Genomic DNA, 26,360 nt, shown 5'->3' with positions numbered 1-26,360 from the left:
CCCTCGAACCGAAGGAGGACTGATGAGTACGCCCGTATACGAGCGACTTCGAGGCGCCATCCTCGACGGTACGTTGGCGCCCGGCCAGACGGTCTCCGAGAATCAACTCGCGAGCGAGTACGGCGCCTCGCGTACCCCGGTGCGCGAGGCGTTGCACCGCTTGGAAGCCGAGATGCTCGTCGAACGAATCGGCCGAACCGTCCGGGTGCGTACCACGAGCCCGGAAGAGATCCTCGACATCTACGAAGTGCGCATCACCCTCGAAGGCGCGGCCGCGCGAGGCGCCGCCCGGCGCGCGACCGAGCTCGATCGCGCGCGTTTGCGTGCGGCGAGCGCGGCCATGCGGGCGGCCGGCGACGATCCGGGCGAGCGCGCGGCGACGAACCGGGTATTCCACGAGACGCTCTGGCACGCAAGCCACAGCCCTACCCTGGTGGACCTGCTGGGACGGCTGAACGTCCACCTCATCCGCTACCCGAACACCACCCTCGAAGATGATGAACGCTGGCGCACGGTACTCGTCGAGCACGACGCCATGATCGAGGCCATCGAGAGCCGGGACGCCGCGCGTGCGCAGTCGCTCGCCGAATCCCATATGACCGGTGCCCGGGAAGTCCGGCTCGAGATGATGACGCAGCGGTCGCCGCAACAGGTGTGAACGTCGGTGGAAGTGAGATCGAACGGATGGACCAGCCCGGAACCGAGCGTGTATGGAAGGTCGGTGAACTCGCGGCCGAAGCCGGACTGACGGTGCGGACGCTGCATCATTACGACCGTATCGGGTTGGTACACCCGGCGGAGCGGACCGGCGCCGGCCACCGGCTCTACACCGCGAGCGATGTCCAGCGCCTGTACCAGGTGCTGGCCCTGCGTCAGCTGGGCCTGGGACTGGACCGGATCACAGACCTGCTCGAGGGCACCGTGGCGATGGCACAGGTGCTTTCTGCTCATCGCGACTATCTGGCCGCGCAACTGGTCGCGACCCAGGACCTGCACGCCTTGGTCGCGGCGCTGGCCGCCACGGCGGAGAGCAGACCGGACGCATCCGCGGATCGCTTCCTGGAATTGATCAGGAGGACCGTCATGGTCGACGACACCATGAAAGAGTATTTCACCGAAGAACAGCTGACGCAGCTCGCGCAGCGTCGGGAGAACCTCGGTGAACAGCGCATTCGGCAAGCTGAAGCGGAATGGGCCGAGCTCATTCCCGAGGTCGACGCGGCCATCGCAGCGGGAACGGACCCGGTCTCACCCGAGGCGCAGAAATTGGCGGCGCAGTGGATGGAGCTCCTGGAAGGGTTCCATGGCGGTGACGCAGGCCTGCGCGACAGCATGTACCAGATGCAGGCCGGCGAGGCCGACCGGCCCGAAAGCGAGTTCTGCGGACCCTCACCCGCCCAGATCGAGTTCATCACGACCGCGAACGAGGCCCGCCGATAGCGGCTCCGCCGGGCGCCGGAGTATCGGTTGAGACGCGGGAAAGACCGAGGGCCGGAGAAAACAGGTATGTCCCGGGCCATCCGACCGAGGTGTGGCGACGGGGTCGCGTAGATCCTGGATGTCGATCACGGAGGCCAGGACATCGAGGTTTGGCTATGCACCAGTATCGACGATCGCGATCATCGAACTCGGTGAGGGTCCCTGGGTGTACACAACCTCGAGGGGGCGGGTCCGCGCTCCTCGGACCGGTCCAGCCGATCCTCGCACAGAACAGTCCCCGGTAGTCTCATCGATAACCTGAACCTCAGTCGTCGCTGATAGCTCCGGTCTTCGACTGGCTTGCCGGGGGCCTGGCCGGATCTCCGAGAAGTGCCACCGCCGTCAGCGGACGTCTCCGCCCAACGCGCCACACTCTTCGTCGTTCCGGTATATCTCCAGTCTCCTCCGGTTCAGGTATCAGTCAAGGCCTGAACCGCAGGTTGGAACTATCTACCGCGACGGCGGGGCCGCACCCGGCTTCCCGCCGACCGGGTTACCGGCTCCTCCGAGCCGCCGGTCGAGCGCCATCGCCGGGTCAGCCGACCAACGGCCGGACCTCCTCGCCGAGCAGTGCCACCGGTCAACGGGATACCGCGTCTCGATGGACCTGATGTTCCCTCGGGCGAGAACGCGCTATCCGAATGCGACCGGCAGGGTGGCGTACCCGTGCAGGAAATTCGAATACAACGGTCGCGGGGTGCCTCTCGAAACGACGGTCTGCGCCGTGCGGCGCAGTTCATCGAGCACGACGGCGATCTCCAAACGGGCCAGCGGCGCGCCGATACAGAAATGCGGGCCGTAGCCGAAGGCCAGATGCGGGTTGGGCCGGCGATCGAAGTGGACCGTATAGGGATCGGCGAACCGCTGCTCGTCCCGATTGGCAGAGGTGTTCCACATTGTGACGATGTCTCCCGCCGTGATGCGCACATCGTCGATATCGACGTCGGCAGTCGCGATCCGGCCGAAATGCATGGTGGGGGCGAAGCACCGGATGATCTCCTCGACGGCTGTGCCGAGGTCGTCGACCGTGCCGAATCGTCGCCACAGCGCCGGATCTCCCGCGAACGCGTGTACCGCGTTGATCATGGTCAGCCGACTCGTCTCATCACCGCCCAGAATGATGCTGTAGCAGTTGGTGACGATCTGATCGTCGGTCAGCGGCGCATCCTCGAACTCCGCGCCGATCAAGCGGGCGATCAGCCCTTCGGCCGGACGTTGTCGCTGGGCTTGTACCTGGTCGAGCAGGCAGAGCAGGATCTCCTGACGCGCGGCCACCGCTGAGACGGCGGACTGTTCGGCGTCGTCGGAGCTGAGCGCCTGTTTGGTCGAGGAGACCAGCAGATCGTGTTCACTGTCCGGAATGCCCAGCAGATCGCAGATGGTCCAGATGGGAATACGGGAGGCGATCTCCTCCGCGAAGTCGAATTCACCCGAACCCACTCGCCCGGCCAGCAACCGCGCGGTGCGTTCACGAATTCGAGTTGTCAGTGAATACACCGCTTCCCGGGTGAGCGCCGGGGTCATCAGCCGACGGAGCCTGTCGTGCCGCGGTGGGTCGGTCACCGCCAGCATTCTTCCCGCGGCATTGTCGCGGCCGGCGAGCAGGGTGAGCAGGACATTGCCGCGCTGCGAGGTGAACCGTTTGCTGTCGCGATAGATCCGCACGGCCGGGTCGTGGGCGCACACGACCCAGAACCCGGGATGGGCGGAGGAACCCTCGTGCCAGAAGATCGGCGTTCGCTGCCGGCGGTCACGCCAGAATTCGGCTGTATCTGCCCGCATATGCGTTGCCGGCGCGGTGAGATCCCAGGACCGCGTATCGTCCAGGCCCGCCGACGGGAATGTCGTGGTCATCTGCCGCTCACCGGGTCCGGGTCGGGAATCGCCAGCAGCGGGGCCAGCTGTGCGGGCGACGGTGCGTCGAGCAGCATCCGCATCGTCATCTCCACGCCGAGCGTCTGGCGGATGCTACGGGTGAGCCTCGCCGCTTCCATGGATTCGCCGCCGAGATCGAAGAAGCTGTCAGCCGGATGGCATTCGGGGAGGGCCAGGATCTCTGCGAAGAGCTCACACAACACCCGTTCCGCCGGGGTCGCGGGCTCCGCCGCCGGGTGAGTCGAACCCGGGGGAGGAATCAGCTCCGCCACGGCGGCGAAATCGGTCTTCCCATGCGGCGTACGTGGCATTTCGGCGATGATTTCCACCCGGTCCGGCATGAGGTAGCCGGGCAGGTGTTCGACGAGAAATCCACGAACATCGCCCGCGCCGATCCCGTCGTCGACCACGACACAACAGATGAGCTGGGTATCGGTCGCGACGACAGCGGACTGACGTACACCGCGCAGGCGCAGTGCGGTGGTTTCGATATCGGCCGGCTCGATGCGGCGGCCGCGCAATTTGATACGCCGGTCCATACGCCCGAGGAATTCGAGCTGGCCGTCGGGTAGTTGCCGGACCAGATCGCCGGAGCGGTAGAACCTGTCTCCGGTCACCGGATCCTCGATGAACGCTTCGGCGGTTTCCCTCGGCATTCCGAGGTACCCGCCTGCCACTCCGAGTCCGCCGATCCACAATTCCCCCGCCGTACCGGGCTCCGCCGGTGCACCGTCCTCGCCGACGATCCGCAACGTGGTTCCTGCGATAGCGCGCCCGATCGCGAGCGGCTGCGCGGGTCCACCCAGCGGATCGCTGATGGTGGCACATACGGTGGTCTCGGTCGGTCCATAAGAATTGACGAGGCGGTGCCGGACCGTCCATTCGTCGACAACCGCCGGATTCGCCGCTTCGCCGGCGATGATGAGGCTCAGCCCCTCGGGCATCCGATGCTCGGGAATCGCCGCGAGTACGGACGGAACCATGATGGCATGGGTGATCCGCTGCGCGACGATCGTTTCGGCGATGGCCGTGCCATCGGTCAGTTGATCGTGCCCGGCGAAGACGGCTGTCGCCCCCGCGCCGAGCGCCGAGGTGATCTCCGCGATCGAGGCGTCGAACGATGCGGGGGCGAATTGCAGCATGCGGGAGCCGGGCTGTAGTTGCAGAGCCTCGGCGGTGGCATCGGCCATGGCGAGAATGCCACGATGCGGCACCGTCACGCCTTTCGGCGTCCCCGAGGAACCGGAGGTGAAGATGACATAGGCGAGACTGTCCGGGCCGACGACCGGATATGCCGGGCGGTTCGGCACCGCGGCTCCGGGTGACGGAATGGTGACTGCGACGATATCGTCGGGCAAATCGGGTTTCGCGGCCTCGGGGTCCAGCAACGCCACCCGGATGGGGCAGACCGTGAGGATATCCGCTGTGCGTTCTCGTGGCTGGTCCGCCGCCAGCGGTACATATACCGCACCGAGACGCCAAATGGCGAGCATCGCCGCGGTCGAATGGGGGGTTCGCCGTGGTGGCGCCACCACCGCGATCGAATCCGATTCGGCGACGCCGATTTCGGTCAGTTCCAGACATATCCGGTCGATCCAGAGATCGAGTTGTCCGTACGTTGATGTCGATCGGCTATCTTTCAGCGCGATTTCGTCCGCGATACCGGGTATTCGTTCTTCCAACCGTTGCAACCAGGCCCGATTCGGCGGTTGTAGCGGCACCTGATCAGGCGTTTGCACGACGGTGACTGTAATTGAGCTGATCGACCGGCGTATTGTGTGATCACCAACAATGGGAATATTCCGATGTTGCCGATCCGGCTTTCATCGGTCCGGCAGGAAGTCGATGAGCACCTGATTGACCTCTTCTGGCCGCTCGAGGTAGCCCAGATGGCCACATTCGTGTATTTCGACATAGCGGGCTCGGGGAATCGCCGCCGCAACTTCACGGCAATACAGTGGTGGTGCGAGTTGATCGTCGGAGAAGCCGATGATCAAGCAGGGCCGGGTGATTCGCGCATAGTCGGCAAGACGATCGGCGGAGTGGTCGATGCCGAGTTGCGCCCGGACGCCGGGCGTCATCGGTGCGGACGCCGCGAATTCGAATGTGTCGAGCCATTGCCGGGCCTGCGCGGGGTCTTCCAATGTGCGCGGTGACAGATGCAGGGCCGCCTCGACGGCCGCGCTGTACCGGGCCGGGAGCTGTATACCTTCGTCGTGCAGCGCGGCCCGACCCGCGTTGCAGGCGAGCAGCATCGGATGCGGTCGGCCCGCCGTCGCCAGCATCACCGCATGATCGACGAGGTCCGGACGGGCGAGAGCCAGCTCCTGCGTCACCAGCGCGCCCAGTGAGGTGCCCACGACGTGTGCGGGTGTGCCCAGGTATTCGATCAACGCCGCGGAATCGGCCACCAGATCATCGAGCGTGATCTTGTCGGAACTCTGCTCGGTCGCGGCGATTCCTCGATTGTCGAACGTCACGACCCGGAATCCGGCGCTCACCAGAGCGGGTACCTGGTAGGTCCGCCAGACGCGGCCCGGATTACCGCGGCCCATGATCAGCAATACCAGCGGGCCGGTACCGGCCTCCTGATAATTCAACTGGATACCGTTGATCAGTGCTGTCGACATCGTGCTCAGATTTCCGCCCGGTCCATACCTCGACCCGCCGCCGAGCCGTTCACGCAGAAATTAGCAGTGGATGCACCGCCGGGCCGCACCGCACCCCCAGTCGTGGGAGTAGGCGTCGCAGTCGGCGAGTTCGGCCGGTGCCCTCGCCCGTCGGCCCGTCCTGATGCGCCCGGCTGTCCGGTCGGGCAGGTGATCACCGGCCGCCTGTTCGTCGACCCGGCAGTAGCAGTGCGGGGACCAGGGCGAGTGCGATCATGACCGGGGCGATGAGGTAGGTCCGCTGAAAGGCTTCCGCCAAGAACGGAGTCAGCGCGGCCCGCTGTGCCGGGTCCATGGCGTGCACGGCTTGTAAGCTGCCGTCCGCCGGCAGCAACGCGGCCAGGGTGACCGACGTCGCCGCTGTGCCCATGGCGAGCGCGGTGGTGCTGATCATGTTCAGTACCGTGGATCCTGCGGGTTGCTGTTCCCGGTTCAGTGGCCGGGTCGCGGTCGTCAGCACCGGCATCATCGTGCCGCCTCCGCCCGCGCCCATCAGGAGCATGGTGGCACCGAGCGCCCAGTACGGCGCGTCCGCATCGAGTTGGATCACGAACAGCACGAAACCGGTGAGTGCCAACGCGATCGATCCCGGCAGGTAGCGACCGGGCGGGATCCGGTCGATCAGCCTGCCCGCCACCTGCATCGTGGCGCCCGATGCCAGCGCGAACGGAATACCCAGCGCGCCGGCGACCAGCGCCGATTCGCCACGCACCACCTGGAAGTACAGGGGCAGCAGCAACATCGAGCCGAAGTAGCCACTCGCGAACAGCGCCAGCAGCGCGGCCGATGTACCTGTCGTCCGGTTGCCGAGCACCCGCAGATCCAGCAGCGGCACCGAAATGGTCAGCGAGCGGCGCACGAACGCGGCAACGAGCCCGGCACCCACCGAAATCGGTATCCACACCGCTGGTGTCGCGAAACCGGCGTGTTCACCCGCCGCGGTCACTCCGTAGATCAGCAGCGCCAGTCCCGGCGACATCAGCAGTAGGCCGACCACATCCAGAACACGTGGCGGTTCCGGCGTGTCGCCGGGCAGTCCCTTCGCCGCCAGCAACAGAACAAGTACACCGAGCGGCAGATTGATGAAGAACATCCACCGCCAGGACACCGTGTCGATGAGGTAGCCGCCGATCACCGGACCCAACAGCGGTCCGACGAGGACGGCCAGTCCCAGCGTGCTCATCGATCGGCCCAGTCTTTCCGGTCCGGCGGCGCGCAGCAGGATCGTCATCGCCACCGGCATCAACAACCCGCCGCTCGCCCCCTGCACCACGCGGAACGCGATCAGCGATTGGATATTCCAGGCCAGCCCCGCCAGCACCGACCCGATCGCGAACGCGGTGACCGCGGTCAGATACAGGCGCTTGGCGCCGAATCGACCGATCAGCCAGGCCGAGGCCGGTACCACTGCGCCGAGCGCCAGCGAATACCCGGTGGCTACCCACTGGATCGTGCTCAGACCCGCGTGGAACTGTACGGAAAGTTTGTTGATCGCGACATTCACGATGGTCTGATCGAGCGTCGCCATAATCGCTCCGACCACGAGAACGAGCGCGACGGTCATCGGGTTGCGGGCGTCGGCGGGTGGCGCAGGCGTCGTCTCGGTGGTGATCATGGCCCTTGCTTTCGGTGCGGGTGGGGCGGCGAACCGGTATCGCCGGGTCGGCGGACCCATGCGGACAGCCTGCAACCTCAATCAATATTGAGGTCAATGGGTTGTGAGAATGGCGATACTCGCCGGGAACGCGCCCGGGTGTCCGTGGCGAGCACCGTCGGTGACCTCGGAACCGCCCCGAGCCGGGGCTCGCATCCGCGATGGTCCACGGCCCTGAGAGCGACGTCGGTCCGGCTTCCCGGTGAAACGCGAAAGGCGCATCCGGCGATCATGTTCAGGATCGTCGGAAACGCCTTTGCGCATCGTCGCAATCAGTCAGGGATATCGGTGGAAAACCAACAGCAGTTCGAGAAAATGGCTCGGCGAAGACGAACGAACCGGAACGTACTGATCGTTGCCGGGGCTGTCCTCGTCGTATTCGTGGTGTTTGCCGCCGTCGCCAACTTTGTCGGCGACGACGACACCGCAGCCGGGGAAGCGTCGCCGGTTCAGGCCACCACCGTGGTCGCCTCGGTGCCGGTGCCGGTGCCGGTGCCGGTGCCGGTGTCGGTGGTGCCGCCGCCCGCCGAGGTGAGCAGCGGCCCGGCGGCGCCACCGGAGACCTCCACGGTCGCACCGCCGCCCGCAGTCGCGCAGGCCTACTCCGATCCGCGGTGCGCCCCGGCGAGCCCCGAGGTCGTCGCCTTGGTCGCCGACGGCCTCACCACGGACGGGCACGAGCTCGCCAACGGCACGGTGATCAACGAGAACGGTACGACGTATTTCGGCGCGACCACGCTCGATGCCGTCGGCGATATGGACGCCCGGTCGGACGTGTGGATCGTGCGTGACGGTGCGGTGTACTCGTCGACGGGCGGCGCTCGGAACGGGACGAGCTTCCCGCGGGCGAGTGAGGTACTCGGGATCTCGCCGGGCGACCCGATCGTCACCGCCGTGGATACGTGCGTGGTCGACCGCACCGGCTGATCATCCGGAGAGGGTGAAATTTCGTGGGGCGGTCGGTGAGATGTCCGGTCAGATCTCGGTGCGGCGGTCGATGCCGAGTGTCGCGACAAGGTCCTCGTGGAGTTCGAACCAGACTCGATGGCAGGAGTCGACGTCGGTGCGATCCACCCAGCCGTGGTCTCCGCCTCCCACTCGCCGCAGCGCCGCATCGAATCGCTTTTCGTAGCCGCTGAGTCGCGCGAGGATCGCACCCATCCGATCCGCGAGTGGATGCAGGGCGCTGCCGATGGCAGCGAGCTCATCGAGGATCCGCGTATCCCAGGCCGTATCGGAGTGGTCGTTCTGGTAGAGGGCATTGTCGGGTGTCGGACGGAGTTGCCAGTCGGTGCAGGCTCGTTGGAGACGAGCGTTCAGCGGGAGGAAGTCGCGGTAGAGGCCGCGAATCCGATCTGCCTTTCCGATGGCGGCGAGTTCCTCGTGGAGTTGCTGTTCGTTTCGAATCCGCCCTGATTCGGTGAGCGACCACCCGTGAAGGTCGGCGAACGCCGCGCGCTGAATCCATCCGTAGGCCTGCGCGTCGAGCAGGATCTCTTCTGTTTCGGCCGGGTCGAGGCGGAAGCGATACGCGATCACCGGAGTGTCGGCGAACCCCAGAATCCGGACAGCGTGGAGGACGAGCAGATCCGGGGAGGAATCACGTGTCATGAGCTGGATCCGTGGCGGGAGGTCAGCCGGTCGTAGTGCTGCTGGCACGCCTGGGGCGAGTTGAATCCCATGGCTTCCGCGATCTGTGCCCAGGTCAGGCCGGCGCTGCGCGCGGTGAACAGTAGTCCGGCTTCCAGGCCGTCGAGCTCGGCACGAGCAGCGGGAAGCAGTGTCAGGGCACTGGCGATCTCGTCGCGGGAAAGGTCCATGGACCGCCAGAGCGTGTAATGCGCGAGATCGACTGCCGAGGGTGGTGCGGGTGCGGGTCGCCAGGGTCGTGCGGCCAGTTCGCTCGCACCGATCGTCAGGAGGTGCGTGGTCGCATCGTGTTCTCGCTTCGCGTCCGCGTGATCGTGGCTCGCCGGGTTCGGCGCATCGTGCTTGCCTTCCATACCCCGATCCTGCAGAATCAACAGAATGTTGTCAACATTCTGTTGAGGGGCGTGGTGGATATAGATCAGCGAGTGATACATCGGCTGAGCGACGCCGTCCCCGGGACCTGCGGTGGCAAAGCCGGCACGCTCGGGGCCCTGCTCCGCGCGGGTCTGCTCGTGCCGGACGGTTTCGCGATCACGTCCGACGCGTATCGAGCAGCCCTCGGAAACTCCGCCGCGAAAGTTGCCGATGGCTTGCGCGACGCAATTGCCGAGGGGCTGGCGAGACTCGGTGATCCCCCGGTCGCGGTCCGTTCGTCGGCGGACAACGAAGACACGCCCGGGGCCTCCGCCGCGGGACAGTACGAGAGCATCCTCGCCGTGCAGGGCGCGGGCCCGGTCATCAACGCGGTGAAAACGTGTTGGGCTTCGCTGCGGTCGCAGCGCGCGATCGACTATCGAGCCGCCGCGGCGGCGGAAGGACAAGGATCCGAACCCGCGGTGATGGCGGTCCTGGTCCAGAGCCTCGTCGACGCCGAGGTCTCCGGGGTCATGTTCACCCCGGACGGCCGGCAGGGCAGCACCGAGATCGAGGCGTCCTGGGGGCTCGGACTCGCCGTGGTCGGCGGTACCGTCACCCCCGACACCTACCGAGTCGACGCCGCCGAGGCTGTCACGAAGGTCATCTCGGACAAGCGGATCCGTATCGATCGCGACGGAACGGGGCTGGTCACACGCCAGGTCTCGAACACCGATCGGGCCACCGCGACGATCGATGACGAGACCGCGGTGCGAATCGCTCGGCTCGGTAGAAGGATCGCCTCCCTTCTCGGCGGCCCGCAGGACATCGAATGGGCGATCGCGGACGATCGGATCTGGATCCTCCAGGCCCGGCCCATCACAGCCGCGCTCCCACCACCTCCACCGGAACTCGATGCGCGAATCGCGTCCCCGATGTCCCCGACGTCCCTGACGGGCACAGCGGGCAGTCAAGGGACCGTGACGGGTACTGCCCGGATCGTGCGCGGCCCCGGCGACTTCACCCGGGTACTGCCCGGAGATATCCTGGTCTGCCCCTACACCGATCCGGCGTGGACGCCTCTGTTGCGCATTGTGAAGGGCGTTGTGACCGAAACCGGGGGTCTGCTCTCCCACGCCGCGATCGTCGCCCGTGAAATGCGCATTCCCGCGGTGCTCGGTGTCACCGGTGTCACCGATCTGATTCGCGACGACACCGCCGTCACCATCGACGGATCAGCGGGAACCGTGATCGTCCGCCGAATCTGACCCCCATCGAACCACCGGTCGAAAGGAAACGGGACCCGAGCCGATCGGGCTCCCGTCTCGGCGAGGCATATGGCAATCCGATATCTCTACATCACCCGACACGGCCACGCCGACCCCTTCGGCCGGCTCACCGACACCGGCCGCGAACAAGCACGCCTGCTCGGCGAACGTCTCGCGCACATCCCGCTCGACGCGGTCCGGCATTCGCCACTGCCCCGGGCAGCGGACAGCGCTCGCGAGATCGCACAGCACCTTCCGCCCCACATACCGGTCGCCGAAGCGGCGGAACTAGTCGACCACATCCCTTATGTACCTGCCCCGAACGAGACGCCGGCGTCTTGGATACCGTTCTTCGACGGTTACGACACCGAGGAAGCCGAATCCGGACACCGAATCGCGCAGTGCCTGCTCGCCGCCTTCGCGTCCACACCCGATCCCGCTGAGCGCGAGGGGGATATTCATGAACTCCTCATCACTCACGCGTATCCGATCGCCTGGCTCGTCAGAGACGCTCTCGACGCGCCGCCCGCCCGATGGCTCGGCCTCGACAGCGCGAACGCCGCCCTCACCGTTATCGAGTACCGCCCCGGCCTCCCGCCGGGCATCGTGATGTTCAACGATATGAGCCACCTGCCCCGCAGTCTGCAATGGACCGGCTTCCGGGAATCCATTCGCCCTTGAGCGGCCTCTCGAAACCCGTAACAGCAGACAGCCCGGGATCTCTGCCGGCGAGTCCGGGCCCGGGCGAAGTCGGCGGACCGGCCGCCGGACGGGCGTCGGTGTCACGGTCGACCGGGATCGTATTCCCATGCGTTGTCCGGTAGTCCCGGCCGGGTCGGGGTCTGGGTGATCCGCACGCCGGTCACGATTCCGACTTGTCCCAGCGTGGTCGGCATCAGGCAATCCCGGCTCGGTCGCCCGGCCGGATCGCCTGCCCACCCGGTGACAGACTTGTCGTACGGGCCGAACGGCGGGCCGCCCGCCAGGTTCATTCCGAAGCAATCGACTTCCAGGATGTAGGTGCCATCGCCGTCGCAATGAGCCGAAGCGCCGGTCGCCCATTGGTTCAGCACACAATTCCGCGGCTCCGCGACAGCCGAGCCGGATGTGATCGTGACTATCGTCGCGGCACCCGTGACGAGAACCGATATCGCGGCAATCTTCCCGAATACTCTCATTTTCACACCCTCCGATCTCTGTTCGTCATCCGATGAACGGGTAGCCGATCAAGATAGCCGGAAACAGTCGCGTTCGGGCGCAGTAGCGCGACCGATCGTGCGGTTCGCCCGATTCCACGTCGACGCCGTCTCGATCTTCCAGCCCTATCAGGCACAGGTGATCCAGGCCCTGGGCGCCGATGCCATCGAACTCAGTGGTGACGAACTCGGTACCTGGGCGAAGACTCGAGGGTCCATCGACGCCGCGACTCGGCTGCCCGACTACACGAACTTGCTGGACGATCGGTTCCTGCCGCCAGCGGAGTAGGCCCGCGCCGGGTCGCTGTCTGCGGTCACCGTCTTCGATGGGGGTGCGGCCAGGGCCTGTCCGGCAATAGGCTCGCTGGGTGCCCCTTGTGGAAGTGACCCATGCGCCCTCTGTCTCCGAAGACACGCTCCGCGAACTCGCCTCGGTTCTACCGCATCTCGTGTCACTGGCCGTGGAATGCCCGGAGGAACCGTACGACGGTGCTCTGCAGCCGGGCGACGTCGAGATCCGCTTCCGTCGCCTCGGCCCGTTCGATCGCTGCGGTCTGCCGATCGTGATCGAGGTGCGTTCCAAATGGTTCGAGAGCCGGGCCGCCGACCGCCAGGACCGCGTAGACGGGCTGCACGAGGAGATCAGCAAGGCGACCGGTCTCACCGATTTCGGTATCTACCTGTCCCTCCCGATCGCCGCGTGGTCGCAGAACGACTAGATGAGTAATTCCCGGGGTCAGTGGTCGTAGGCGGTCAGGGATCGGTGGGTGGATGAGCCGATCTTGTCGTTGTGCCAGATAGCGGCGGTGAGGGCGAGGAGGCGTTGTAGGACGCGGACTGCGACCCCGGCTATGGTGCGTCCGCCGTGTCGTTCGAGGTCGAGCTGTCCTTTCAAGGTCTGGTTGATCGATTCGACGATCTGACGCAGCGGTTTGAACAGCTGCGCGCCGGGCCGCTCGGGTTCACCCTTGCGGGCAGGCCGCAGCAGATGCAGTCCGGCCTGGGCGATGCGGGTTTCGAAGCCGGCGCCGAAGTAGTTCTTGTCGGCGATCAGGGTCTGGGTCGGCCGGTCAGCGACCAGGTGTGGGTCGGCTTCGAAGATGCCGATCAGGGTTTCGCGTTCATCGGCTTTCGCACCGGCCAGCGCGAACCCGATTGGCAGCCCGCCGAGGGTGGCGACCAGGTGCAGCCGCAAGCCCCAGAAGTAGCGCGAATGTGAGGCGCAGTACCCGTAGTCGGCCCAGCCGGCCAGATCGGAGCGTCGAACGGTTTCCTTCGATCGTCCGCATTCGACCGGGGTCGAGTCGATGACCCATACATCGTCGGTCCACAAGGTCGTGTCAACCGCCAACGCCCGAATCACATGGCTGATCAGGTCGGCCGCATCGCGCAGCCGCCTGTTGTATCCGGACTGCTGAGGCAGGTACCGAAACAGATGCCCCAGGTGCTTGCGGGCGTGCCGGAGCCAGCGGGCCTCGGAGGTGAATCCGAGCAGGGCCTGCATTACCGACAAGGTAACCAGTTCGGCGTCGGTCAGCCGCGGCACGAACCCGACCGCGGGACGCCACGGAGCCATATCGGGCGCAGCTTTCAACAAGTCGTCGGTTTTGACATACAGTGCGGTGGCGAGGGTGTCGATCTCGTTGTTCACACCTCGATTTTCGACACCCTCGCTTCATATTCGAAGCTGCGGTGCACACCGAGATCCTTTACCCGGCAGTAGAATTCCCAATAGTCACATTCATTCAACGGGTCGTCGGCTCGTCGGGGACCAACCCACCGTTCACAGCCCGCGCCCAGAGCCTGTGATGCCATTCGTTGGCATCAGTCGAAGGCCGAGTCACGAACACCGGATCGGGGCCTGTCTCGATCAGATGCAGCAACGTCCAGGCCACGCCGTAGCAGTCATCCGGTCCGAAGCAGGCAGCGAGCGCCGCTGCCTCATCCGCGGTCACCGGCGCCGTTATCGCCTCGAGCTGCACGACGCGCGCATCAATCTCGGCCTCATCGGCATCCCAGTCCGGCAAGGCGCCCTCAGCAACGAAAGCTCGTACCTCAGGTCTCATCGAGCAATCTTCCCCCAGATTCCGAGTCGCAACTCCACGATGTGACCATCACCCCTGGGAATTACTCATCTAGACGAGTAGTTCCGATGTGCCCGGTCACCTCTGGTCGGCCCCCGGGGGTGAGCGCAGGGCCGATGGCCTGCAACGGCATCATGAAGGTCCGTCCCTGAAGGAGTGCCGCCCGTGCGACTGGCTTTCGATCCCGTGTTCGGCGAAGTGGATCTCACCGCTTCAGCGGAGGAACTGGCCGGCCTGGCAAGGGCAGTGGCCGAGGGCTACGGGTTCATCGGCTCCACGTCACCACTGGGTGGTGGCACCTTGGCAGGGGTCGGCGTCAGGAAGGCTTCCGGCCCCGTTCGGATCGAACTGGACGCCTCACGGCAGGTTCTGGTGATCAGCGGCGCACCCGGTGCCAGAGCGATCCTCGCGGCCAACCTCCAGAGCATGGCCACCGCCGAGGACGGTGGTCACCTCCACATCGACTACTTCCCTGGACACCCCTACCTCGTCGAAGGGTCTCTGCCGATCGTGGTCAACAGCCCTCACGGAGGGATGCCGACCCGATGACCGGCGGCAGGGCCCGCGGCGACCAGTCATCGTAAGCGACCAGCGAGCGGGTGACCGGTGCACCGATCCCTGTTGTTGTGCCAGATCCCGGCCGCCATCGCCAGAACACGCTGGGCAACCCGGACAGCGACGCCCTCGACGGCCCGCCCGCTGTGTTTTCCAGGTCGAGCTGCCCTTTCAGGGTGTCGTCGACGGACTCGACGAGCTGGCGGACATTCTCGAGCATCGGCTCGCCGTACCGCTGCTTCTCCCGCTCGAGTGAGTGCCGCAACAGTTCGATGCCAAGTTCGGCGAGGGCGAAACTTCGAACTACTCGACTAGGTTCCGTCCTGCGGATTCAAGCACTTTCGCGAGTGACGATCCGGTATCCCACATCCACGGTGGCCGATTCGATCGAAGTCCCGGCCAGCCGGGCCAGCAGCAGATCCGCGGCCTTGGTGCCGATGGCGTCGATATCCACGCTCACCGTGGTCAGCGCCGGGTTGATATGGCGGGACATCTCGAAATCACCGAAACCGGTGATGGCCAGCTGTTCCGGGACGGCGATACCGCGGCGTACGGCGGCGAGCACGGCGGCGACGGCCAGCACGTCGGTGGCGAACAGGATGGCGGTCGCTTCGGGGAAGCGTTCCAGTGCGGTGTCGAGCAGGGCGACACCGGTGTCCATGGAGATATCGCGGCCGGGCAGATCGACGATGCGGACCGGTTCGCCGGGTAGCAGTTCGCCGACGGCGCCGGTGAATCCGTCGCGGCGCCGGATCGCGCGGGCGTCGCCGGAACCGAGGGTGCCGGCGAAGACCAGCTTCCGATGGCCGCGGGATACGAGATGGCGGACCAGATCACCCGTGGCCGATTCGTTGGAGAAACCGACGAGGGTGTCCAGCGGGTCGTCGATCCAGTCCCAGGTTTCGACTACGGGTGCGCCGTAGGTGCGCAGCAGTCGCAGCGTATCGGGGGTGTGCAGCGTGCCGACGATGAAGAATCCGTCGGGACGGCGCTGGATGAAGCCGCGCACCAGGTCTTCTTCGCGTTCCGGGTGGTAGTCGGTGTAGCCGACGATCAGCTGGTATCCGGCGGGGTTCAGCCGAGCGGCGGCGGCGCGCAGGGTGTCGGAGAAGATCGAGGTGGAGATGACCGGCAGGATCGCGGCGATGGTGCGGCTGCGATTGGAGGCCAGACTGCTCGCGGCCATGTTCGGCAGGTACCCGGTGTCGGCGATGGCGCGTTCGACCCGTCGCCGGGTCTGCTCCGATACCTGATCCGGGAAGCTCAGCGCCCGCGAGACGGTCTGCGCGGAAACGCCCGCCGCGCGGCCGACGTCCTGCATGGTGACCGATTTCGTGGACGACTTGGCGCGTACGCGCCGCCGCCGTTCCACTCCGGCCACGCCACCTCCCGAAAACCCTGCTCCTGCTGTGTGCGGAGCATACCCGGCCGAACGCGCTGGGCCCGGCACGGTGCGTTCGCCGCACTGTAGCCAGCGCGTTCCCGGCTAGCCGGCGACCTATTGCATTACCGCTAACGTTACCGCTAACATTCGTGGCGCAGAACACTATGGGACTACTCGTACAGTGGTCCGGGACAGGGAGTAGCAGGATGAATGTGCTGGACGGTATCCGGGTTCTGGATCTGTCGATCGCGATGGCCGGACCGTTCGCCGCTCAGAAACTGGCTGATCTCGGCGCCGATGTGATCAAGGTCGAGCCGGTGGGCGGTGAATGGCAGCGGCACGTATCGGCGGGCGGCGCCCGCGGCAACGAGGTGAACGCGTCGTTCCTCTCGCTCAACCGCAATAAACGTTCGCTATCGATGAACCTCAAGGATCAGAACGGTCGCGAACTGCTCTACGAGCTGGTGCGCACCGCGGACGTATTCCTGCAGAACTACCGGCCTGGCGTGGCGGGGCGGCTCGGCGTGGACTACGAGACCCTCCGCGCGATCAAACCGGATCTGGTCTACGTCTCGATGTCGGGCTATGGAACAACCGGCCCGTATGCCGACCGGCCCGGCCAGGACGTCCTGGTGCAGGCGATGAGCGGTGGCCTGGCGAGTGCGCAGCGCCACGGCGAACCGCTGCGCCCGGCGCCGTTCTTCCTGGCGGACGCCATTACCGCCTACTCGGCGTTCGAAGGGGCGATGGCCGCCCTGTTCCATCGGGAACGCACCGGCGAGGGCCAGCTCGTGGAGGTGAATATGCTCGATTCGATCATCGCCGCGCAGATGCAGGAGATCAGCGTCGCGACAGTCGGCGGAGTCCGGCAGGAACCGACCGATCAGATCCACGCGCACTCCTACATCCGCGCACCTTACGGTGTGTTCCCCACCTCCGATGGTCAGCTCGCACTCTCCTTCGCCGAGATGGACGCCCTGGCGGAAGTGTTCGGTGACGACCGTTTCCTGCGGTACGACGCCGAGCGCGACGGTTTCACCCATCGCGACGAGATCTCCGCGCTCGTCACCGAGAACCTCGCGCGCAACACCACCGGACACTGGCTGGACGCGCTCGGCGCCGCGGGCGTATGGGTCGGCCCGGTCTACGACTACACCCAGCTACGCGCGGACCCGCAGGTCCGGCACAACCAGTCCTTCGTCGAATACGACCACCCCACCGAGGGCACCGTGGTGACCCCCGGTTTCGCGTTCCGGCTGAGCAACCAGACCCAGAAGGTCTATCGGCCGGCGCCGCGCAACGGCGAGCACACCGAGGAAGTCCTGGCGGAACTCGGCGTGAACACCGACCGGATCGAGGAACTCGAATCCGGCGGCACCGTCCACCGTTACCGGTCTCCGGCCGTCTCCCGGATCTCCTGACCACGAATCCCCGAAAGATCTCTCCATGACTACAACCGCCCCACCGGTTCAGCAGGCACGCCGCGCGGCAGCGGCCTCCGCGGTCGGCAGCCTCGTCGAGTGGTACGACTTCGCGCTCTACGGCGCGGCCGCGGCCCTCGTCTTCAACAGTTACTTCTTCGTCGACGCCAGCCCCACCACCGGACTGCTGGCCTCCTTCGCCACCTTCGCGGTGGGGTACTTCGCACGTCCCTTCGGTGGCGTCGTGTTCGGGCATCTCGGCGACAAGATCGGGCGCAAACCGGTCATGATCGTGACGCTCGGCATCATGGGCGTCTCGACCGCGCTCATCGGCCTGCTACCCAGCTATCACACGATCGGGATGGCCGCGCCGATCCTGCTGGTTCTGCTCCGGATCGTCCAGGGCCTCGGTGCCGGCGCGGAGTACGCCGGTGCTGTCGTGCTGTCGTCGGAAGCGGCGCCGCGAGGCCATCGCGGCTTCTACGCTTCGTGGTCGGGGGCAGGTGTCTGGCTGGGATCAGCGCTGGGGCTGGGCACCTTCCAGATCGTGCTCTGGCTGACCGGGGACGATTTCGACAAGTGGGGATGGCGCCTGCCGTTCCTGCTCAGCCTGGTCATGCTGGTGATCAGCCTCTACATCCGGCGGCGAGTGACCGAGACCGAGAGCTTCGAACAGGCGAAGACCGAGGAGACGAAGATCCCGCTGCTGGAATTGTTCCGGACGGCGAAGGGGCGATTGGCGCTGAGCCTCGGATCGAATTTCATGCTCTCGGGATTCTCCTACATCCCGCAGGTCTGGGCGCTGAGCTACCTGACCAACGATATCGGTCTGGCGGCCATGGCCGGGCTCGGTATCAATGCTGTGGTCCTGGTGGCGGGCGCGGCGTTCATGCCGCTCTTCGGCAGACTCGGTGACCGTTTCGGCCGCCGCAGGCTGTTCCTGTTCGGCTCAGGTTTCGGAATCGTCTGGGCTTTCCCGATGTTCGCCCTCATCGACACCCGCGTACCCGCCTTGATCATCCTCGCGTTGGTGGTCTGCTTCGTCGGCGCGGTGGCCACCTGCTACGCGGCCCAGGCCGCGTTCCTGGCCGAGATGTTCCCGCCGGCCATGCGGTACTCCGGTGTCGCCTTCGCTCGCGAGGTCAGCGGCGCACTGCTCGGTGGCACCACGCCGTTGATCGCCACCGCGATGTTCGCCGGTTTCGGGCATTGGTGGCCGATCGCGGTGTGGATGGTGGTCATGGCGACCGTCGCCTTCGTCTCGGTCCATCTGTCCGCGCGCTACCGCAGCGATGCCGATCAGAGCAGCGACGACCACTTCAACCATGTGATCGACCGCCCGAGCGACGCGGTCCCGGCAGGAGGAATCCGATGACGGGAGCGCCCGAATTCCACGACCGCTGGTTCGAGGACTACACGCTCGGTGAAACCGCGGCCGGCGGGACCAGGATCATCGAGGCAGCCGATATCGCCTGGTTCGCCCACCTCACCGGCGATCACCACCCGGCCCATACCGATCCCGTATTCGCCGAACCCAGGTTCGGCAGCGTGATCGCCCACGGCGTGCTCACTTTCGGTGTGGTCGTCGGCCTCACCGTCGAATACAACGGCCGCGCCGTCGCCTACGGCTACGACCGGATCCGATTCCCCCGGCCGGTCCGGCCCGGCGACACCATCCACGCGACCTCCGAGGTCGTCGATCTCGCCGAACACCGCAACCCGCGTATCGGGCTGGTCACCAAGCAGTACACCGGGACAGATCAGCACGGCGACACCGTGCTCTCCTGCAAACACGTGCTCGCCGTCGACCGCACACCGCAACCCGAGGAGCCGAATCAGTGACCGACCCCGCCGATATCGAAACCGTTCTCGCCGCCGCGCATCTCGCTCGCCGGCCCGCCCGGCGCGCGGCGGCGACCACCCGCGCGGCGTGGCTGCGCGCGCTCGCCGCGGGGCTCGACACCGCCGCCGATGAGCTGGTCGAGATCGCGCACCGGGAGACCGCACTTCCGCTACCGCGATTGCGTAACGAACTGGTGCGCACCACCTTTCAAGCTCGGATGTTCGCCGATCGGCTGGATCAGGGCACTCTGTTCGAGACCCGGATCGACCCCGCCGACCCGGCCTGGCCGATGGGCGCGCGCCCGGATATCCGGCGCACTCAGGTAGCGATCGGGCCGGTTCTGGTCTTCGCGGCCAGTAATTTCCCGTTCGCCTTCTCCGTCGCCGGCGGTGACAGCGTGAGCGCGCTGGCGGCGGGCTGCCCGGTGGTGGTGAAGGCACACGAAGGGCACCCGGAACTGTCCCGCGCCACCGCGCGGATCGTCACCGAACACCTGCGTGCGGCGGGTGCACCGGACGGCCTTTTCGGCCTGCTCGAAGGCCGGGACGCCGGTGTGACCGCCGTGCGCGACCGGCGTATCCGCGCGGTCGGGTTCACCGGTTCGGAGGCAGGTGGGCGCGCGCTGTTCGATCTGGCGGTATCCCGGCCGGACCCGATCCCGTTCTACGGCGAACTCGGCAGCACCAACCCGGTGCTGGTGACCGAAGCCGGATGGGAGCACCGCGCGGACGAGATCGTCACCGGGTTCACCGAGTCCGGCACGCTGGGATCGGGACAGTTCTGCACCCAACCGGGCGTGGTGCTGGTCCCGGACCTGGCCGGCTTTCTGGACCGGCTCACCCTGCCCGCGGTCGGTCCCATGCTGAACCAGCGCATCGCAGACGGTTACGGGCACGCGCTGGAGTCGGTGGCCGGACATCCGGATGTCGAGGTCGCCATGACCGGTCCGGCGTCCCCGGACGCGCCCAGCGCACGCATCCTGACCAGTACGGCGCGCGCCGTACTGGTCGACCCGGCCATCGTGAACACCGAGATCTTCGGGCCCGCTTCGGTTCTGGTGGAGTACGACGATCCCGGGCAGGCGCTGGACGTGCTGGAACTGATCGAGGGCACCCTCACCGCGACCGTGCAGGGCGCGACGGAATCCGACGATCAGGCCACCGACGCCGTCGACGTACTCGCCGAGCGCGCGGGCCGGATCATCTGGAACCAATGGCCCACCGGGGTCACGGTGAGCGATGCCCAGCAGCACGGCGGACCCTGGCCCGCCACCACCGCGCCCGTCTCGACCTCGGTCGGTACCGCGGCCGCGTTGCGGTTCGCCCGCCCGGTCGCCTACCAGAATCTGCCCATCGCAACGCTTCCCGAGGAGTTGCGCGGATGACGGTGTGGACAGGTCTCACCTGGGATCATCCGCGCGGCTATCAGGCTCTGCGGGCGGCCACCGCGCACCCGGACGCCCCGGCCTGCGATATCCGCTGGGATATCCAGCCGCTCGAGGGGTTCGAATCGGCGCCCATCGCGGAGACCGCGCGACATTACGACCTGGTGGTTCTCGACCACCCGCATATCGGTGAGGCGATCGAGACCGGGGCATTACAGCCGCTGGACGATATCTTCACCGCCGCCGAACTCGCCACCTGGCGAGCCGAGACAGTCGGGCCGTCACTGCGGTCCTATGAGATGGCCGGACGGCTCTGGGCGGTGCCGCTGGACGCCGCGACCCAGGTATCCGTGCGCGGGGACACCGGCATACCGGTCCCGCAAACCTGGGCGCAGGCCGTCGAACTGTCCGGTGAGGTCGCGGCCGCCGTGCCCACCTCCGGACCGCACCTGTTCCTCACCCTGTGCGGTATCGCGGTGGCCGACGGTGCGTCTCCCGGCGACGACGACATCTTCCTCGGTGAAGCGGAATTCGGCGCTGCTGTCGAAATGCTCCGGCATTTCGTCCCGGACCGGCCCGGCGACGGCAACGACAACCCGATCGCCCTGCTGGAACGGATGAGCGCGGCGGACGGACCACAGTACTGCCCGCATGTCTACGGCTATGTGAACTACACCCGCCGGCCGCGCCCGCTGCTGTTCGGGGACGCCCCGCGCGGGCGGGCCGGGCGGCGCGGTTCCGTACTGGGCGGCACCGGTATCGCGTTCAGCGGCCGCGGCACCCCGGACGCCGCACTGCTCGACCATGTGCGCTGGCTCATGTCCGCCGCCGCCCAGCGCCGGTTCGTCACCGCCGAAGAAGGACAGCCGGGTGTGCGCTCCGCCTGGGAAGACGACACCGTCAACGCCGCCAGCCACGATTTCTACCGAGCGACCCGGGCCACCATCGAGGACGCCTGGATCCGGCCCCGGCACGCGGGTGCCATCGCCTTCCAGAACGCGGGAGCCGCAGCGGTGCGAGCCTGCCTTTTCGACCACCACGACATCCGCCGGCTCACCCGCGAGGTGAACGAGAGCTTCGAGATCAGCCTCCGGCCGGCCACGACCGCGAGGACCATATCGTGAGTATCCCCTGGCCACCGACCGCCGAGACCCTGCTCCCGGCCGACCACGACCGCGCCGTTCTGGTCGGACGGGTGATGGGCGCACACGGCCCGAGCGTGGTCACGGTGCGCGACAACCGCCTGATCGATATCACCGCGCGGGTCGCCACCGTGCGGGATCTGGCCGAGTACGACGACCCCGCCGCCTTCGTTCGCGGTTGTGCGGGCCCGGACCTCGGGCCGGTCGCGGAGGTGATCGCGCACACTCCACCGGAATTCCGGCGGCCCGAGATCCCCCGGCTGCTCAGTCCGATCGACCTGCAACCGGTCAAGGCGGCGGGCGTCACTTTCGTGGTCTCCCTGATGGAACGCGTCATCGAGGAACGCTGCCGCGGCGACGCCTCGCTGGCCGACCGGGTGCGTGAACAGATCACCGAACACGTCGGCACCGATCTGTCCGCACTGGAACCGGGTTCGGCCGAGACCGACCGGCTCAAGGAGCTATTGGTCGCCGAGGGCTGGTGGAGCCAGTACCTCGAGGTCGGGCTCGGCCCCGATGCCGAGATCTTCACCAAATGCGCGCCGATGGCCAGTGTCGGGACCGCCGCCGATATCGGTGTGCACCCTCGTTCCACCTGGAACAACCCGGAACCCGAAGTGGTGCTGTTGATCTCGTCGGCCGGCCGGGCCGTCGGCGCCTGCCTCGGCAACGATGTCAACCTGCGTGATTTCGAGGGTCGCTCGGCGCTGCTGCTCACCGCCGCCAAGGACAACAACGCCTCCGCGGCCGTCGGCCCGTTCATCCGGCTGTTCGACGCCGCCTTCGATCTCGACACCGTCCGCAAACTGACCGTGACGCTGCGGATCCGTGGCGTCGACGCTTTCACGCTGCATGCCGAATCGTCCATGGCCGAGATCAGCCGCGACCCGGAGGAACTCATCCGCCAGCTCATGGGACTGCACCACCAATATCCCGACGGCGTGGCGCTGTTCCTCGGTACCATGTTCGCCCCGGTCCAGGACCGAGCCGAACCGGGACTGGGATTCACCCACCGGCTCGACGATCTGGTCGCCATCGAGACACCTACCCTGGGCGGCTTGATCAACCGGGTGCGGACCAGCGACATCTGCGAGCCGTGGCGGTTCGGCACCGCCGACTTGTTCCGGAGCCTCTCCGCCCGGGGGATGCTGTAGGGCAGGTTCGGGCGTCTGTAGGGAAATTTCAGGCGCGGGTGTCTCGGGCGAGTTCCCAGAGAAATCCGAGGGTCTCGTCGTCGATATCGGTCTGTGGTTCGCGGCTTCTGCCGGCCGCCCCGTGTATTTCGGTGTGCAACTGCTCCATCCTGTGGTCGAGCTCCGCGGCCGTCGCGGCGGCGCTCGCCAGGTCGTCGATGAGACGCTGGGGTACGTGCCTGTCGTATTTGTAGAAGATCTTGTGTTCGAGGGTCGCCCAGAAGTCCATTGCGACGGTTCGTACCTGGAGTTCGACGGTGACATTCACCGGCCCGGTGGACAGGAATACAGGGATCTCGAGGATAGCGTGCAGGCTCTTGTAGCCGTTCGGCTTCGGGTGGGCGATGTAGTCCTTGACGGCGAGGACGCGGACGTCGTCCTGCGCGGTGAGCGCCTCGAGCACCTGGTACGTGTCGGTGATGAAGCTACAGGTGATCCGTACGCCCGCTATATCGGTGATGTGCTCACGGAAAGCGGGTAGCTCGGGGCGAATATTCTTTCGTATCGCCTTCTGCAGAATGCTCGTCGGTGACTTCACTCGGGAGGTGACGTGTTCGATGGGGTTGTAGTGGTGCAGATGCCGGAATTCCTCACGCAGAATCGTGACTTTCGTGAGCAGTTCTTTCACAGCGAACTCGTATTCCATGACGAAGCGGGTCATATCCTCCCGCATGCGGATCATGAAAGCGATACGCGCTTCGTCGCCCGACCCGTGCCGGTCATGACCTCGCCTGTCCTCTTCTGTCGCCATCTCGACCTTTCGATGTCCTTCCGTTCCCAGTAGGGGATATCGGGCACAGCCAGGCCTGTCCGCACCGACCACGGTACGCGGCCGGATCGCACGCGCCGCCCAGCGACCTCGCTACGAGGGCGGAGCGGTCGACGTCGCATGGGTCCTGCGCCATCGGCTGGGGCTGCAGCCGTAGTGGTTGCGGAACCAGCGGGTGAAATTGCTGTGCGAGGAGAAGGCGAGCATCTCGGCAATCTCGGTGAAGGCGTATCGACGGTTCGTCACCAGGCGATCTGCCAAATCGGCGCGCACGTCGTCGAGGATCGAACTGAAGGTCTCGCCCTCCTGCGCGAGGTGTCGGTGTACGGTCCGCCGTTCGATGCCCAGGCTGCGCGCGACCTGTTCGGCCGAACACCGTCCCGTCGGTAGCAGCGTCTCGATGAGATCGCGGACGCGACCTGCGGTGGTCGGCTCCTGCACAGGTTCTGCCGTTCCCAGGAACTGCTGGGTATATGACCGGAGCAGCGGGTCGGATAAGGCGTTGGTCGCGTCGAGATCGGTTGTATAGACGACGATTCCGTTGAATTCGCGGTCGAATCCGATATTGCCACCGAAGATCCGATGGTGGGTGTCGAGATTCCCGGGAGCGGAATGGGTGAAATCGACTTCGAGTGGACACCAGCCACTTCCGAGGAAATCGCGCAGCAGCGAGTGCAGGACTCCGACCCCGAGTTCGACGGCTTGGCGGGTCTCACCCGGCTCGCCGAGATCGATTGTCAAGGCGATCGTGCCGACGCCGTTGCGCTCGGTCAAGTGCGTGTGCAATGCCTCGTTGTACATATTCTCGTGCCGGGCGAGTATTTTCAGCGCACTGCGTACATCGGGTTCCTCGCGGATGGCGAGGCTGAGGGGGCCGAGGCTGGATATCCGGCGCAGTTCGGCCAGTCTGAGTCCGAAATCTTCGTGGCCGGACTCACCGGCGGCGCGTTCCAGCAGGTCGGCGACCGCTACTGCGGGGACCCAACGGTCCGGCAGATTGAGGCCGGCCGGGTCCAGTCCGGCCGCTCGCACGAGACGGGCGGGATCGAGCCCGAAGGATTGGCCGAGCGTGACGAAATTGTTCAAGGCGGCATAGCGCGCCAGCGGCTTTCTTCCCATCGCCTGTCCCTAAATGAATAGTTTCCTGTCCCGTCAGGATAAGCATTCATTCGAATTTTCACCTAACGTGGGTCACGTCACAGCGAGTTCGCGAAGACCGGAAGGACGGCGACATGGCTGCGGAACGCACTCGGCCCGCCCTTTCCGCAGGGGCTCGTATTCGGTAGTCCGTACGCCGTCGCATCCGTGCGGCGAACATCCGACACGGCATCAGGTGTCCCCATCGGCCGCCCTACCCGCCGGATCGTCCGATGTCGCGGCGCGATCGTGCGCACAGGGTGCGGTCATGAGGAAGAGGAGAGTTGTCGTGGCCGGAGCGGTTCGAATGTACGAGACCGGTGGACCCGAAGTGCTCCGCTGGGAGGAGCTCGAGGTCGGGCAGCCCGGGCCGGGCGAGGTTCGGATCCGGCACGAGGCAGTGGGGCTGAATTTCGCGGACACCTACTTTCGCAGCGGGCTGTATCCGGCCCGGTTGCCGGCGGGAATGGGTGTCGAGGCCGCAGGCGTGATCGAAGCGCTCGGTGCTGGTGTTACCGAGTTCACGGTGGGTGACCGCGTCACCTATACCGGGAGCTCACTCGGCGCGTACAGCACGGAAAGAGTTCTGCCCGCACAGCACCTGATCGGTCTGCCGGCTGACATCCCCTTCGAAACCGCCGCGGCGATGACGATGCGCGGACTGACCACCGCGTACCTACTGCGGCGTATCCATCCGCTCGAGCCCGGCGCCACGGTCCTGCTACACGCCGCCGCGGGCGGTGTCGGCCTGATCTTCACCCAGTGGGCGAAAGTGCTGGGCATCAACGTTATCGGGACGGTCTCGAGCGAGGAGAAGGCAGAGGTCGCGCGGGCGCACGGTTGCGATCATGTCGTGATCTACACCAGGGAGGACGTCGCGCCCCGGGTCCGTGAGATAACCGGTGGAGCGGGCGTGCCGGTGGTGTTCGACAGCATCGGCAAGACCACCTACCGGGCTTCCTTGAATTCCCTGGCCAGGCGTGGGCTGCTCGTATGTTTCGGTACGGCCTCGGGGCCGGTGCCGCCGATCGACGCGATGGAACTGGCCGTTCAGGGGTCGCTGTTCGTCACTCGGCCGGCTCTCGCCGACTACATCGCCGACCCCGCCGAACGAGCCGAGCTGGCCGGCGAATTGTTCGGCCACGTCGCCGCGGGGCGGATCCGAGTCGAGGTCAACCAGCGTTACGACCTTGCCGACGCTGCCGGTGCGCACCGCGACCTCGAGACCGGACGCAGCATCGGCTCCTCTGTTTTCACACTCTGACCGGGCGCGGAGCACCGGTTACCGGATCACAACGTACGG

At 66.2% G+C, this 26,360-nt stretch carries 27 protein-coding genes and 1 pseudogene; 15 read left to right on the top strand and 13 right to left on the bottom strand.

What is annotated here, in order from left to right:
* Nucleotides 1–22: 22 nt before the first annotated feature.
* Nucleotides 23–658, top strand: a complete 636-nt coding sequence (locus tag OG405_RS13500) for a GntR family transcriptional regulator (RefSeq protein WP_327151972.1) — start codon at nt 23–25, stop codon at nt 656–658.
* A 26-nt stretch (nt 659–684) separates the two neighbouring features.
* On the top strand, nt 685–1,440 hold the full coding sequence (locus OG405_RS13495) for a MerR family transcriptional regulator (RefSeq protein ID WP_327151971.1): 756 nt from the start codon (nt 685–687) through the stop codon (nt 1,438–1,440).
* Between the two features lie 672 nt (nt 1,441–2,112).
* On the opposite strand, the gene OG405_RS13490 is transcribed toward OG405_RS13495, so the two are convergent.
* The 4 genes from OG405_RS13490 to OG405_RS13475 form a co-directional block, all read right to left on the bottom strand.
* Entirely contained in the window at nt 2,113–3,333 is a 1,221-nt protein-coding gene (locus OG405_RS13490) for a cytochrome P450 (protein WP_327151970.1), read from the bottom strand.
* Complete coding sequence (locus tag OG405_RS13485; protein ID WP_327151969.1) at nt 3,330–5,093, bottom strand: non-ribosomal peptide synthetase; 1,764 nt, start codon at nt 5,091–5,093, stop codon at nt 3,330–3,332. Before OG405_RS13485 ends, OG405_RS13490 begins: the two co-directional genes overlap by 4 nt.
* Before the next feature lie 84 nt (nt 5,094–5,177).
* A complete protein-coding gene (locus OG405_RS13480) occupies nt 5,178–5,984 on the bottom strand; it encodes an alpha/beta fold hydrolase (RefSeq protein WP_442790711.1) in 807 nt (268 codons plus the stop codon).
* A gap of 193 nt (nt 5,985–6,177) precedes the next feature.
* On the bottom strand, nt 6,178–7,638 hold the full coding sequence (locus OG405_RS13475) for a DHA2 family efflux MFS transporter permease subunit (RefSeq protein WP_327151968.1): 1,461 nt from the start codon (nt 7,636–7,638) through the stop codon (nt 6,178–6,180).
* A 420-nt stretch (nt 7,639–8,058) separates the two neighbouring features.
* On the opposite strand from OG405_RS13475, the gene OG405_RS13470 reads away from it, so the two are divergent.
* Nucleotides 8,059–8,604, top strand: a complete 546-nt coding sequence (locus OG405_RS13470; protein WP_327151967.1) for a DUF2510 domain-containing protein — start codon at nt 8,059–8,061, stop codon at nt 8,602–8,604.
* A 48-nt stretch (nt 8,605–8,652) separates the two neighbouring features.
* Here OG405_RS13470 and OG405_RS13465 read toward each other — a convergent pair whose 3' ends face one another.
* Nucleotides 8,653–9,288, bottom strand: a complete 636-nt coding sequence (locus OG405_RS13465) for a hypothetical protein (protein WP_327151966.1) — start codon at nt 9,286–9,288, stop codon at nt 8,653–8,655.
* Nucleotides 9,285–9,680, bottom strand: coding sequence for a hypothetical protein (locus OG405_RS13460; RefSeq protein WP_327151965.1), 396 nt, complete (start codon nt 9,678–9,680; stop codon nt 9,285–9,287). The genes OG405_RS13465 and OG405_RS13460 overlap by 4 nt, the downstream gene beginning before the upstream one ends.
* 72 nt (nt 9,681–9,752) lie before the next feature.
* Here OG405_RS13460 and OG405_RS13455 point away from each other — a divergent pair, with 72 nt between their 5' ends.
* Nucleotides 9,753–10,949: a PEP/pyruvate-binding domain-containing protein gene (locus OG405_RS13455; RefSeq protein ID WP_327151964.1), complete on the top strand. Its 1,197-nt coding sequence runs from the start codon at nt 9,753–9,755 to the stop codon at nt 10,947–10,949.
* 69 nt (nt 10,950–11,018) lie between these two features.
* A complete protein-coding gene (locus OG405_RS13450) occupies nt 11,019–11,630 on the top strand; it encodes a histidine phosphatase family protein (protein ID WP_327151963.1) in 612 nt (203 codons plus the stop codon).
* A gap of 101 nt (nt 11,631–11,731) precedes the next feature.
* On the opposite strand, the gene OG405_RS13445 is transcribed toward OG405_RS13450, so the two are convergent.
* Nucleotides 11,732–12,127, bottom strand: a complete 396-nt coding sequence (locus OG405_RS13445; protein WP_327151962.1) for a hypothetical protein — start codon at nt 12,125–12,127, stop codon at nt 11,732–11,734.
* A 97-nt stretch (nt 12,128–12,224) separates the two neighbouring features.
* Between OG405_RS13445 and OG405_RS13440 the strand changes: the two genes are divergently transcribed.
* Both OG405_RS13440 and OG405_RS13435 read left to right on the top strand, forming a co-directional pair.
* Nucleotides 12,225–12,434 (top strand): hypothetical protein, encoded by a 210-nt coding sequence (locus tag OG405_RS13440; RefSeq protein WP_327151961.1) that lies wholly within the window; start codon nt 12,225–12,227, stop codon nt 12,432–12,434.
* 79 nt (nt 12,435–12,513) lie between these two features.
* Nucleotides 12,514–12,864: a hypothetical protein gene (locus OG405_RS13435; RefSeq protein WP_327151960.1), complete on the top strand. Its 351-nt coding sequence runs from the start codon at nt 12,514–12,516 to the stop codon at nt 12,862–12,864.
* A gap of 17 nt (nt 12,865–12,881) precedes the next feature.
* Here the strand turns inward: OG405_RS13435 and OG405_RS13430 are convergent, their stop codons facing one another.
* Together OG405_RS13430 and OG405_RS13425 are read right to left on the bottom strand one after the other, a co-directional pair.
* Nucleotides 12,882–13,796 carry an IS982 family transposase gene (locus tag OG405_RS13430; RefSeq protein WP_327151959.1) on the bottom strand — a complete coding sequence of 305 codons (915 nt, stop codon included), beginning with the start codon at nt 13,794–13,796 and terminating at the stop codon, nt 12,882–12,884.
* 94 nt (nt 13,797–13,890) lie between these two features.
* Nucleotides 13,891–14,172 carry a hypothetical protein gene (locus OG405_RS13425; RefSeq protein WP_327151958.1) on the bottom strand — a complete coding sequence of 94 codons (282 nt, stop codon included), beginning with the start codon at nt 14,170–14,172 and terminating at the stop codon, nt 13,891–13,893.
* A gap of 222 nt (nt 14,173–14,394) precedes the next feature.
* Between OG405_RS13425 and OG405_RS13420 the strand changes: the two genes are divergently transcribed.
* Nucleotides 14,395–14,778 (top strand): Imm32 family immunity protein, encoded by a 384-nt coding sequence (locus tag OG405_RS13420; RefSeq protein ID WP_327151957.1) that lies wholly within the window; start codon nt 14,395–14,397, stop codon nt 14,776–14,778.
* A gap of 28 nt (nt 14,779–14,806) precedes the next feature.
* On the opposite strand, the pseudogene OG405_RS13415 reads toward OG405_RS13420, so the two are convergent.
* Together OG405_RS13415 and OG405_RS13410 are read right to left on the bottom strand one after the other, a co-directional pair.
* Nucleotides 14,807–15,073, bottom strand: a pseudogene (locus tag OG405_RS13415) (IS982 family transposase); the annotation flags it as partial.
* Nucleotides 15,074–15,115: 42 nt separating this feature from the next.
* Complete coding sequence (locus OG405_RS13410; RefSeq protein ID WP_327151956.1) at nt 15,116–16,165, bottom strand: LacI family DNA-binding transcriptional regulator; 1,050 nt, start codon at nt 16,163–16,165, stop codon at nt 15,116–15,118.
* 209 nt (nt 16,166–16,374) lie between these two features.
* On the opposite strand from OG405_RS13410, the gene OG405_RS13405 reads away from it, so the two are divergent.
* Genes OG405_RS13405 through OG405_RS13380 form a run of 6 tightly spaced genes read left to right on the top strand, consistent with a single transcriptional unit; the run spans nt 16,375 to nt 23,112 of the window.
* Nucleotides 16,375–17,589, top strand: a complete 1,215-nt coding sequence (locus tag OG405_RS13405) for a CaiB/BaiF CoA transferase family protein (RefSeq protein ID WP_327151955.1) — start codon at nt 16,375–16,377, stop codon at nt 17,587–17,589.
* 25 nt (nt 17,590–17,614) lie between these two features.
* Nucleotides 17,615–18,964, top strand: a complete 1,350-nt coding sequence (locus tag OG405_RS13400; RefSeq protein WP_327151954.1) for an MFS transporter — start codon at nt 17,615–17,617, stop codon at nt 18,962–18,964.
* Entirely contained in the window at nt 18,961–19,431 is a 471-nt protein-coding gene (locus OG405_RS13395) for a MaoC family dehydratase (RefSeq protein ID WP_327151953.1), read from the top strand. The genes OG405_RS13400 and OG405_RS13395 overlap by 4 nt, the downstream gene beginning before the upstream one ends.
* Nucleotides 19,428–20,816 (top strand): aldehyde dehydrogenase (NADP(+)), encoded by a 1,389-nt coding sequence (locus OG405_RS13390; RefSeq protein WP_327151952.1) that lies wholly within the window; start codon nt 19,428–19,430, stop codon nt 20,814–20,816. Before OG405_RS13395 ends, OG405_RS13390 begins: the two co-directional genes overlap by 4 nt.
* Entirely contained in the window at nt 20,813–21,940 is a 1,128-nt protein-coding gene (locus tag OG405_RS13385) for an extracellular solute-binding protein (RefSeq protein WP_327151951.1), read from the top strand. Before OG405_RS13390 ends, OG405_RS13385 begins: the two co-directional genes overlap by 4 nt.
* Nucleotides 21,937–23,112, top strand: coding sequence for a fumarylacetoacetate hydrolase family protein (locus OG405_RS13380; protein WP_327151950.1), 1,176 nt, complete (start codon nt 21,937–21,939; stop codon nt 23,110–23,112). Before OG405_RS13385 ends, OG405_RS13380 begins: the two co-directional genes overlap by 4 nt.
* 28 nt (nt 23,113–23,140) lie before the next feature.
* Here the strand turns inward: OG405_RS13380 and OG405_RS13375 are convergent, their stop codons facing one another.
* Entirely contained in the window at nt 23,141–23,902 is a 762-nt protein-coding gene (locus OG405_RS13375; protein ID WP_442790710.1) for a GTP pyrophosphokinase, read from the bottom strand.
* Nucleotides 23,903–24,013: 111 nt separating this feature from the next.
* Nucleotides 24,014–25,039 carry an AraC family transcriptional regulator gene (locus OG405_RS13370; protein WP_327151949.1) on the bottom strand — a complete coding sequence of 342 codons (1,026 nt, stop codon included), beginning with the start codon at nt 25,037–25,039 and terminating at the stop codon, nt 24,014–24,016.
* Between the two features lie 307 nt (nt 25,040–25,346).
* Here OG405_RS13370 and OG405_RS13365 point away from each other — a divergent pair, with 307 nt between their 5' ends.
* Nucleotides 25,347–26,321, top strand: coding sequence for a quinone oxidoreductase family protein (locus tag OG405_RS13365; protein ID WP_327152327.1), 975 nt, complete (start codon nt 25,347–25,349; stop codon nt 26,319–26,321).
* The last annotated feature ends 39 nt before the right edge of the window (nt 26,322–26,360 follow it).

The sequence above is a fragment of the Nocardia sp. NBC_01329 genome, from assembly GCF_035956715.1.
Classification (GTDB): domain Bacteria; phylum Actinomycetota; class Actinomycetes; order Mycobacteriales; family Mycobacteriaceae; genus Nocardia.
This window is presented reverse-complemented; position numbering and strand designations above follow the sequence as displayed.